Here is a 10203-nt window from a genome sequence, read left to right on the forward strand (position 1 = left end):
CCCCGGCAGACCGTGGGTGCCGCCGGCCGGGCACCCGCCGGAGTGCCCGCACTGCGCGGCGGCGCTCGCCGAACTGCACGCGCTGGAGGACTTCGTGACGCGCTCGCGGGCGCGCGAGGCGGCGGCACCGCCCCGCGAGCTGTCGGTGTCCACCGTGATGGACATCGTGCGGATGGAACTGCGCCCGGGGCGTACGCTGCCTTTGGGCGAGCCGGACGAGGACGCGTGGATCGTGGAGGCGGCGGCGGCGAAGGTGTTCCGCACGGCGGTGGACGCGCTGCCCGAGGTCACGGCGGGCAGCTGCCGGATCGCCCCGGTGGGCGCGGGCGGCCACGGCGCGCCGGAGCGCGGCCCGGTGCGGGTACGGATCGAGGTGGTGGCCGCGATGACATGGACGGTTCCGCGGCTGGCGGAAGCGGTACGGGACGCGGTGGCGCGGGCCGCCGACGAGCGGCTGGGTCTTGAGGTGCTGGCGGTGGACGTGGTGGTCATGGACCTGGTGGAGCCGGCCGGCGGGAACGGGCGGGCCCCGTGGTGAACGGTGAGCCGCCGGTCGCCGAGCGGGTGCTGCGGGCCGCTTCAGCCGCGGCGCGCGAGGTCTCCGGGGTGGCGTATCTGCGGCCCGGTCTCGCGGAGGTGCTGCGCGGGGCCGGCGGCCGGGTGGGGCGGCGCCCTGCGGGGGTGCGGGTGCGGCCCGGCCGGGCGGCGGGCAGTTGGGAGGTCCACATCGAGCTGGCGGCCGAACGCGGCCACCGGGCGGTGGAGGTGACCCGGGCGGTGCGGGCGGCGGTCACCGGGGCGGTGGCCGAGGTGCTGGGCGCGGCCGGCGCGGCCCCGGAGGGGTCCTGGGCGGCGCGGGTCGCGGTCCGGGTGACCGTGACCGACGTCAGCTGACCGAGCGGTTCCTCCCCGCCATTCGCACCATTCGCACCATGCTTTGGTCAAGTCTGCAACGTTTTGGGGCGGCCGGCCTGTCTTTAAAGGTATGAAGATCTCTTTCCTTCTTCACAACGGCTACGGCATCGGGGGGACGATCCGCACCACCTTCAATCTGGCCCAGGCCCTGGCGCCCCGGCACGACGTCGAGATCATCTCGGTTCTGCGCCACCGGGAGCAGCCGCATCTCCCGCTCGATCCCCGGGTGCGGATGCGGTCCCTGGTCGACCTGCCCACCGAGCAGGACGATCCCCGGCACGGGCGGCCCTCGCGTGTCTTCCCCTCCGGCGACTCACGCCGCTCCCAGTACAGCGAGCTGACGGACGAACGGATCGCCGCCGCCCTCGGCGCCCTCGACGCGGACGTGGCGATCGGCACCCGCGCCGGGCTGAACGTCCATCTGGCGCTCCAGACGCCGGACCGGGTGGTACGGGTGGCGCAGGAGCATCTGACCCTGGACAGCCACCCCTCCCGGATGCGCAACGTGATGCGCCGCGTGTACCCCCGGCTGGACGGCATCACCACCGTCACCCGGGCCGACGCCGCCGCGTACCGCCGGAAGATGGGGCTGCCCCGGGTGCGGGTCGAGGCCCTGCCGAACAGCGTGCCCGAGCCCGCCCTCCCGCCGGCAGAGGGCCGTGCGCGGGTGGTGATCGCCGCCGGGCGGCTCCACCGGGTCAAGCGGTTCGACCAGCTGATCGAGGCGTGGGCGGACCTGGCCGGGCGGTTCCCCGAGTGGCAGCTGCGGATCTACGGGCACGGACCCGAACGGGACGCGCTGCGCCGGCTCATCGACGCGCGCGCCCTGAACGACCAGGTGTTCCTGATGGGCCCGGCCACGCCGCTGGAGGCCGAGTGGGTCAAGGGCTCGGTCGCCGTGCTGACCTCGGAGTTCGAGTCGTTCGGTATGACGCTGGTGGAGGCCATGCGGTGCGGTCTCCCGGTGGTCGCCACCGACTGTCCGCACGGGCCGGGCGAGATCGTCGCCGACGGACAGGACGGCCGGCTCGTCCCGGTCGGGGACCGCGCCGCGCTGGCCGGGGCGCTCGCCGGGCTGATGGCGGACGGGGCGCTGCGGAGGCGGATGGGCGAGCGGGCGCGGGAGAACGCCGCCCGGTTCGACCCGGTGCCGGTGGTGGAGCACGCGGAGACGATGTTCGGTGAGTTGCTGGCCGCCAAGCGGGCCGGGGCGCCGCGGCGCCGGGCCGGGCGGCTGCGCGGGGTGGGCGCGGCGGTGCTCAGCGGCGGCTACGCGGTACGTGATCTGACCTGGGCGGCGGGGGCCGCCACGCTCAAGACGGCACGGAGGGTGCGGTGACGGCGACGACGGCCGGGACGGAGAAGGAAACGGGCGCGGCACGGCCGGTGGCCCACTGCGCGGTGGACGCGGACGGGGTGCTCACCGTCGACGTCCCGCTGCCGGAGGGAGCGGGCGGGACGGCGCGGCCGGTGCTGCGGCTGCGTCCGGCGGCGGGTGCCGGGGCCACGGTGGTCGCGCTGGAGCCGCTGCCGGGGGTGCCGGGGCGGGTGCGGGCCCGGCTGCCCGGGGACCGGGTGCTGGCGGAGGGCCACTGGGAGGTGCTGCTGGAGGACGGCGACCTGCGGTCGCCGGTGGCGGCCGGGCTGCGGGATCTGCGCGCTCTGGTGGACCGCCCGCTGCCGGCGGGGCCGGGGCCGCTGGCGGTGCGGGTGCCGTACGCGGACCGGGACGGCGCGCTGGTGGTGCGGGCCTGGCTGCGGGAGGGCCATGTGGAGGCGGGTTCGCTGCGGCTGGCTGACGGCACGCTGACGGTGACGGCGCGGCCGGTGGGGGTGGCGGTGGCGGACGGCGCGCGGGTGCTGCTGCGCCGCCGGGGCAAGGACGGGCCGCGGCACGAGGTGCCGGTGCGGGTGGACGCCACGGGTGGGCTCCGGTTCACCGTGGAGCTGGCGCGGCTGCTGGAGGAGGAGCCGCCGCGCGCCGCGTACTGGGACCTGTTCCTGCTCCCCTCCCCCACCGCGGCGCGCATCCGGATCTCCCGGCTGCTGGACGATGTGGCGGAGCGCAAGCGGGTGTTCGTCTATCCGCACACGCGGGTGGCGGGGCAGCGGGTCTTCCCGTACTACACGGTGGACAACGATCTCTCGATCGAGGTGAACGCGCCGGGGGCCGGTTGACGCGGCTCGCCGCCCGTCCCGGGGGCGTACCCGCGCGGGTACGTCCCCGGGGCGGCCGTCGTCACAGATAGCCGAAGAGTGACAGCCAGCGCCGCTGGTCGGCCTCGGCGGCGTCGATCAGTTCCTGCGGCGGGATGCGGACGATGAGTCCCGAGTCGGCGTCGGGCAGTTGGTGGCCGAGGATCTCGGGCGGGCTGACGTCGGAGCGCGCCGGGAACTCGCCGATCTGCCGGAAGACGTCCTGCCCGCGCTGGGACAGGTTCCAGTCGAGGAAGAGTTCGGCCGCCGCCTCGTGGCGGGCGGAGGTGGTCTTGCCGACGAAGTAGTCGTAGGCGGCCATCCCCTCCTCCGGGACGACGAACTCGACCGGGGCGTTCTTGGCGGCGGCGATGTTGACGCTGCTGACCACGGCGGTGGCCACCGAGACCTCGCCGCGGGCCAGCGATTCCAGGGCGGCGCTGGAGGAGTCGAAGATCCGGGGCCGCTGGTCGGCGAGGGCGGGCAGGAAGTCAGGTCCGAGCCGTTCCTCCTGGAAGCGGGTGAGGGTCAGGGAGGAGCCGCCGGCGCCGACCTGGGTGATGCCGAGGTGGCCCCGCCAGCGGTCCTCGGTCAGCTCCTCCCAGGAGGTGGGCGCGTCCTCGGGGTCGACCAGCACGGTGTTGTAGGCGAAGGTGTACAGCGGGTTGAAGACCCGGTAGAAGGCGCCGTCCCGGTAGCGGACGGTGTCGTCGAGGCTGTCGGCGCCGGGCACGTCGTGGCCGGTGAAGACCCCGGCGTCGTACATGCGCATGGCGATGTCGTAGTCGGAGGTGCGCACCACGTCGGCGCCGAGCCGGCCGGCGCCCTGTTCGCTCAGGACGCGTTCGGCGAGCCGGTTGGGCACCAGCCGCACCAGGTTGACCTCGATGCCGGTGTCGCGTTCGAAGGCGGCGATCACCTGCTTCTCGGAGTTCTCGACGTAGCCGCTGTAGAGGGAGAGCGATCCCTCGGCGCGGGCGGCCTCGAACAGTTCGGCGTCGGCGATGCGTTCGCCGTCCACCACCAGGCCGTCGCTGGTGTCGACGGTCGCGGACTCGGCGTCCACGACGGCGACCGAGGGTGGCGCGGCGCAGGAGGCGGCGGCCAGGGCGAGCGGGACGGTGAGGGCGGTGAGGGCGTAACGGAGGCGGGTTCTCATCGGGCACCGTCCACGGTCCGTGCTCCCAGGGACTTGGCCAGCAGGGCGATCACGCCGATGACGCCGCAGTAGAGCAGGCTCACCGAGGCGGCGCCCTGCATGGCGCCGTTGTCGTAGTTGTCGAAGATGAGGATGGACAGCAGCCGGGTGTCGGAGGTGAACAGGAAGAGCGCGGCCGACAGTTCCCGCATGCAGAGCATCAGCAGGAGCAGCAGGGTGGAGACCATGCCGACCCGCATCAGGGGCAGGGTGACCTTGGTGACGGCCTTGGTGCGGTGGGCGCCGAGCAGGACGGCGCTGTCCTCCAGATCGCGGTCCACCTGGAGGATGGAGGCGCTGACGCCCCGGTAGCCCTGGGGCAGGAAGACGGCGAGGAAGGCGACGATCAGCACCACGACCGTGCCGTACACCGGCAGCGGCACGACCAGCCAGGTCCACAGCAGGCCGAGGCCGAGCACGATGGCGGGTACGGCGAGCGGGGCCATGGCGGCGAACTCCAGGACCCGGCGGCCGGCGGCGCCCGTGCGGTAGACGGTGTAGGCCAGGCCGAAGCTGAGGGCGGTGCCGATGAGTCCGGCGAGGACGGCGGTGAGCACGCTGTTGCGGGCGGCCTGGAGGAAGTCGTCGGAGGTGATCAGCTCGCCGAGGGCGTAGAAGGAGAGCGCGCCGGGTTCGGTGAGCTGGCCGAGGGAGGCGACGTACGGGGAGTTCTGGAGCGAGGCGATCAGCAGGGCGCCCAGCGGCAGGACGACGGCGAGGACGAAGTAGAGGGAGGCGGCGGCGAAGGCGGGCCAGCGCCAGCGGCCCAGCGGCACCATCTTGGGTTTGACGCCCTTGCCGGTGACGGTGGTGAACTTGCGCCGCAGCACGGCGCGTTGCTGGATCGCGGTGACGATGAGCAGGACGCCGGTGAGGACGATGGCGACGGCGGCGGCCTCGTTGCCCCGGGAGGGGGAGGCGTTCATCAGCCGGTAGATGAAGCTGGGCAGGGTGTCGATCTGGGCCGGGTTGCCGATCACCTGGGCGACGGGGAAGTTCTCCATGGTGAGGGCGAAGATGAGGATGCCGGAGCCCAGGACGGCGGGCAGCGCGAGCGGGAAGGTGACGCGGCGCAGGGTGCGGCGGCGGGTGCCGCCGTGCACGAAGGCCGCTTCCTCCAGGTCGGGGTTCATGAGGGAGAGCGCGCCGTGCACCAGGAGGAAGGCGTACGGGGCGTAGTACAGCGCCAGGACCATGACCAGGCCGGGCATGCTGTAGATGTTGACGGTGACGTCCAGCCCGGCGCTGTGCAGCAGCAGGTTGAGGAATCCGGTGGCGGGGCTGCCCAGCAGGGACCAGGCGAGCGCGCCGACGAGGGAGGGCAGGAACATCGGGGCGATGCCGGCGAAGTAGAGGAACCGGCGGCCGGGGGTGTCGGTGCGGGCGGCGAGGAAGGCCAGTCCGCAGCCGATGGCCAGGGCCAGGACGGAGGCGGAGCCGGCGACGAGGAGGGAGTTGCCGACGGCGCCGAGTGCCTGGCTGGACCCGAAGATGGCGAAGTTGTCGAAGGAGAGCCCGCTCAGGCCGATGGAGCCGGGGCGCGGGATCTCGGAGCTGAACGCGGCGAGCGCGATGAACAGCATCGGGACGATGACGAGGACGCCGAGGATCAGCAGCAGGACGGAGGTCGGCAGGCCGCGGCGGATTCTGATCAGCAGGGTGCTCATGCGGGCACCTCCGCCGGCAGGACCTGGACGGCGTCGGGTTCGGCGGAGGCCCACACGGGGGCGCCGACGTCCAGCATGCGGGTGGCGCGGCGCGGGACGATGGCGTCGAGTTCGGGGCCGTCCTTGAGGCTGACCCGGTAGCGGACGTAGGAGCCCTGGAAGCTGACCACCTCGACCCGGCCCGGCCAGCTGTTGGCGCCGGTGGCGGGTTCGCCGGTGAGCCGGATGTCCTCGGGGCGGATACAGACGCGGGGCTCGGTGGTGGCGCCGGTGCCGCCGGGGACGGGGGCGGCGCTGGTGACCTCGGTGGCGTGCCCGGTGAGCCGGAAGGTGGTCGCGGCGGTGCCGGGGCCGGACGGGGCGCAGGGGAAGATGTTGGAGACGCCGAGGAAGTCGGCGATGGCGGCGGAGGACGGGGCGTCGTAGATCTTCTCGGGGCGGTCGATCTGGACGATCCGGCCGCCCTGCATCAGGGCGATGCGGTCGGCGAGGGCGAGGGCCTCGGACTGGTCGTGGGTGACGTAGACGCAGGTGAGGCCGAGCCGCTGCTGGATCTCGCGGAGTTCGACGCGCAGCCGGTCGCGCAGCCGGGCGTCGAGGTTGGAGAGCGGTTCGTCGAGCAGCAGCACGCTGGGGCGCATGACGAGGCTGCGGGCGAGGGCGACGCGCTGCATCTGGCCGCCGCTGAGGAGGCTGGCGCCGCGCTCGGCGTACTCGGTGAGGCCGACCAGGTCGAGGACGTCGGCGACGCGCTCGCGGATCTCGGCCCTGGGCAGCCGCTGCTGCTGGAGGGGGAAGGCGACGTTCTGGAATATGGTGCGGTGCGGCCAGACCGCGTAGGACTGGAACACCATGCCGACGTTGCGTTTGTTCGGGGCGACCCGGATACCGCGTTCGCTGTCGAAGACGACGGTGTCGCCGATGGTGATCCGGCCGCCGGTCGGGGTCTCCAGGCCGGCCACGCAGCGCATGGTGGAGGTCTTGCCGCAGCCCGACTTCCCCAGCAGCACCAGTGACTCGCCGTCCTCGACGGTGACGCTGAGCCGGTCGATGGCGGTGGCCTCGCCGTAGGCGAGGGTGATGTTCTCCAACTGGACTTTCACGACAGCTCCTTTGCTGCCCAGAAGGCGGGTGTGCTGGGGCTCACACGCTTTCCTGGAGTAGTGCGGGGACGAGAAGGTGAGCGGTGGCGATGCGCCGGGCGGCTCGGTGCAGGGTGACGAGCCGGACGGTGCCCGAGGCGTCGGTCTCCGCCTCCGCGGCCACGACGCCGGCCGGGGTTCCCAGTCGGACGACAGTGGCGGACGGTCGGTTTCCGGCCAGTTTCGCCGGGATCGTGCCGGGTGTCAGTACCGCGGACGCGACGGCTACGGCGGAGGTCAGGCCGATGACCGGGTGCGGCGCGTGCATGGAGACCATGCGGACCGCCACATCGTAATCAGCCATGCGCACCGTCTCACCGAGCGTGGTGGTGTAGTCGCCGGGAGCCGCCACCACCCCCACCTTGGGGACGGCGTGGCTGACCGGGTCGGCCTCGGTGGCCAGGCCCATCCGCAGCGCGGCGGCCCGGCGCAGGGTGGCCAGGGCCGGCACGAGCCCGGCGAACTCCTCGGGGCTCTCCAGGCCGGTGGCGCCGAGGGCGGCGGCGTCGGCCAGGACGGCGGGGGCACCGGCGTCGACGAGGGTGACCGGGACGCCGCCGAGCAGGTCGGTGCCGGACCCGGTGGGCAGCAGCGCCCCGGTGCTGGCCCCGGCCGGGTGCCGGAAGCCGAGTCCGACCGGGACGCCGGTGGCGAGGGAGCCGGGCACCGTCGCGCTCCCGAGCTCGGGGACGGTGCCGTCGGGGGTGGGGACGGTGGCCGAGAGCCGGACGCCGGTGTTGCGGTTGCGCAGGACCACGGTGCTGCGCGGCCCGGACGGTACGGCGAGGCCGTTGAGCAGCGCGTACAGGCCGACGGCGGTGGCGCAGTTGCCGCAGTTGCTGCCCCATTCGACGCCGGGGGTGCCGATGCCGACCTGGGCGAAGAGGTAGTCGACGTCGGTGCCCTCCTCGGTGGAGGGGCATACGATGGCGGCTTTGGAGGTGGTGGAGGTGGCCCCGCCGACGCCGTCGATCTGGCGCGGGTCGCGGGCGCCGAACGCCGAGGCCAGCACCTCGTCCAGCCGCCCGCCGGGCCGGTCGGCACCGGGCGGCAGATCGCGGGCGTCGAAGATCCAGCACTTGCTGGTCCCGCCGCGCATGAGGGTTCCTGGCAGTCGCAACACCCGACGTCCTTCCGTACCTGGTCCGAGCGATGTCGAGCATGGACGCCGGGGAGGTTCAGTACAATCTCGGAAAAGTGGAGACCCCTTTAGCAGAACTTAAGGCTGACCGATGAGACTCGATGTGCGGCGGATGCTGCTGCTGGCCGAAGTGGCCGGCCACGGCTCCCTGACGGCGGCGGCCCAGGCCATGGCGTTCACCCCGTCCGCCGTTTCGCAGCAAATCGCAAAGCTGGAGTCGGAGGCGGGCCAGCCGCTGCTGGAGCGGCATGCCAGAGGCGTGGCGCTGACCCCGGCGGGGGAAGCGCTGGTCCGGCACGCGCGGCGGATCGGACGGCAGCTGGGCGCGGCGGCGGCCGAGCTGGACGAGATCGCCGGACTTCGCTCGGGCGAACTGCGGATCGGCTCGTTCCCGACGGCCGGGTCCTCGCTGCTGCCGCTCGTGGTGCGACGCTTCGCGCAGGCCCATCCGGGCATCCGGCTGGTCGTGCGCAGCGCCGTTCTCGACGGGCTGCTGTCGATGCTGGAGAGCCGCGAGATCCAGCTGGCGCTGCTGTGGGACTACGACTGGAGCCGGGTGGACGACCCCTCGCTCGCCCTCACCCCGCTGCTGGACGACGCCACCGCGCTGATCGTCTCCGACGGCCATCCGCTGGCCCACCGGGACGCGGTGAACATGGCGGAGCTGAGCGGGGAGGACTGGATCACCCGCGCCGACGAGCACCCGGTGGCCGACGTCCTGGCCCGCAGCTGCCACGCGGCCGGCTTCCGGCCGTCGATCGCCTTCTTCGCCCACGACTACCAGGAGGCGCAGGCAATGGTCTCCATCGGCCTCGGCGTCGCCCTGGCCCCCCGGCTGGCGCTGACGAACCTGCGCTCGGGCATCAAGGTGATCGCCCTCGAACCCTCGGCCCCCACCCGCCGCATCCTGCTGGCCCGCCTGGCCGACCGCCGCCCGACCCCGGCGGAGACGGCGGCGGAATCCCTCTTCCACGAGGCGGCGGCCGCCCTTCGCCGGGAGCGTTAGACCGCCGCGCACACACGTCGGGGCCGGGCGGCGGAGACGGCGTGAAGGGGTTGTGCCGAACCTGTCACCCCTTCCCCGGTCGAGCACGTCTTAATCGGGCCATGCACGACATGCGTTGGTAGCCTGGGGCGAGTGCCCAGGACTGTCGTGTCCGGGCTTCTCCTCAGGGGTTTCCTTCTCATGGTTTCTCTTGCTCTCGGGCCGCAGTGGCTGGACCCGGACTGGCTCATCCCGACCTTCGGCCTCATCGGCGTTCTGGTGATCGTCTTCGCCGAGTCGGGACTGCTCATCGGGTTCTTCCTGCCCGGTGACTCCCTGCTGTTCACGACCGGCCTGCTGGTCGCCACCGACCAGTACCTGCACTATCCGCTGTGGCTGGTCTGCACCCTCATCGTGATCGCCGCCGTGCTCGGCGATCAGGTGGGCTATCTCTTCGGCAGAAAGGTGGGGCCCGCCCTCTTCAACCGGCCGGACTCCCGCCTCTTCAAGCAGGAGAACGTGGCCAAGGCCCGCGAGTTCTTCGCCAAGCACGGCCCGAAGTCACTGGTCCTGGCCCGGTTCGTGCCGATCGTGCGGACGTTCACCCCGATCATCGCCGGGGTGGCGCGGATGCACTACCGCACCTTCGTGCTCTTCAACGTCATCGGCGGGGTGCTGTGGGGCGCCGGGGTGACCCTGCTGGGCGCCGCGCTGGGGCAGATCGGGTTCGTCCGTACCAACATCGAGTTCATGCTGGTCGGCATCGTGGCGCTGTCCGTGCTGCCGATCGCGATCGAGTTCTGGCGGGCCCACCGCGCCGGCAAGCGGGCGGCAGGCGCCGTCCCGTCCGGGGCCGGGCACCAGGACCCGGACAGCAGCGCGCCCCCGGCCGAGGGCCGGGGGCGGCATGCCCGACGCTGAGCGTCGTCTGTAGCAGGGGTCAGCGGCGCGCGGACACC

Annotated in this window: 9 protein-coding genes and 1 pseudogene; 6 read left to right on the forward strand and 4 right to left on the reverse strand. The window is 73.0% G+C overall.

The window, feature by feature from the left end:
• The 4 genes and pseudogenes from ACFV5N_RS18700 to ACFV5N_RS18715 form a co-directional block, all read left to right on the forward strand.
• Positions 1-538 (forward strand): annotated as a pseudogene (locus tag ACFV5N_RS18700) (hypothetical protein); the annotation flags it as partial.
• Positions 532-894 (forward strand): Asp23/Gls24 family envelope stress response protein, encoded by a 363-nt coding sequence (locus tag ACFV5N_RS18705; protein ID WP_385600852.1) that lies wholly within the window; start codon positions 532-534, stop codon positions 892-894. The pseudogene ACFV5N_RS18700 and the gene ACFV5N_RS18705, both read left to right, overlap by 7 nt.
• Before the next feature lie 91 nt (positions 895-985).
• Positions 986-2254: a glycosyltransferase family 4 protein gene (locus ACFV5N_RS18710; protein ID WP_385600854.1), complete on the forward strand. Its 1269-nt coding sequence runs from the start codon at positions 986-988 to the stop codon at positions 2252-2254.
• Positions 2251-3093: a hypothetical protein gene (locus tag ACFV5N_RS18715; protein WP_385600857.1), complete on the forward strand. Its 843-nt coding sequence runs from the start codon at positions 2251-2253 to the stop codon at positions 3091-3093. The genes ACFV5N_RS18710 and ACFV5N_RS18715 overlap by 4 nt, the downstream gene beginning before the upstream one ends.
• A gap of 61 nt (positions 3094-3154) precedes the next feature.
• On the opposite strand, the gene ACFV5N_RS18720 is transcribed toward ACFV5N_RS18715, so the two are convergent.
• Genes ACFV5N_RS18720 through ACFV5N_RS18735 form a run of 4 tightly spaced genes read right to left on the reverse strand, consistent with a single transcriptional unit; the run spans position 3155 to position 8241 of the window.
• Positions 3155-4270 (reverse strand): ABC transporter substrate-binding protein, encoded by a 1116-nt coding sequence (locus ACFV5N_RS18720; protein ID WP_385600859.1) that lies wholly within the window; start codon positions 4268-4270, stop codon positions 3155-3157.
• Entirely contained in the window at positions 4267-5976 is a 1710-nt protein-coding gene (locus tag ACFV5N_RS18725; protein WP_385600862.1) for an ABC transporter permease, read from the reverse strand. Before ACFV5N_RS18725 ends, ACFV5N_RS18720 begins: the two co-directional genes overlap by 4 nt.
• Positions 5973-7079: an ABC transporter ATP-binding protein gene (locus ACFV5N_RS18730; protein WP_385600865.1), complete on the reverse strand. Its 1107-nt coding sequence runs from the start codon at positions 7077-7079 to the stop codon at positions 5973-5975. The genes ACFV5N_RS18725 and ACFV5N_RS18730 overlap by 4 nt, the downstream gene beginning before the upstream one ends.
• Before the next feature lie 40 nt (positions 7080-7119).
• Positions 7120-8241 (reverse strand): PrpF domain-containing protein, encoded by a 1122-nt coding sequence (locus ACFV5N_RS18735; protein ID WP_385600868.1) that lies wholly within the window; start codon positions 8239-8241, stop codon positions 7120-7122.
• A gap of 109 nt (positions 8242-8350) precedes the next feature.
• On the opposite strand from ACFV5N_RS18735, the gene ACFV5N_RS18740 reads away from it, so the two are divergent.
• Together ACFV5N_RS18740 and ACFV5N_RS18745 are read left to right on the forward strand one after the other, a co-directional pair.
• Positions 8351-9265, forward strand: coding sequence for a LysR substrate-binding domain-containing protein (locus tag ACFV5N_RS18740; RefSeq protein WP_385600871.1), 915 nt, complete (start codon positions 8351-8353; stop codon positions 9263-9265).
• Positions 9266-9445: 180 nt separating this feature from the next.
• Positions 9446-10165 carry a DedA family protein gene (locus ACFV5N_RS18745; RefSeq protein ID WP_385600874.1) on the forward strand — a complete coding sequence of 240 codons (720 nt, stop codon included), beginning with the start codon at positions 9446-9448 and terminating at the stop codon, positions 10163-10165.
• Positions 10166-10203: the final 38 nt, after the last annotated feature.

The sequence above is a fragment of the Streptomyces sp. NPDC059853 genome (assembly GCF_042731495.1).
In the GTDB taxonomy this organism is placed as follows: Bacteria; Actinomycetota; Actinomycetes; order Streptomycetales; family Streptomycetaceae; genus Streptomyces.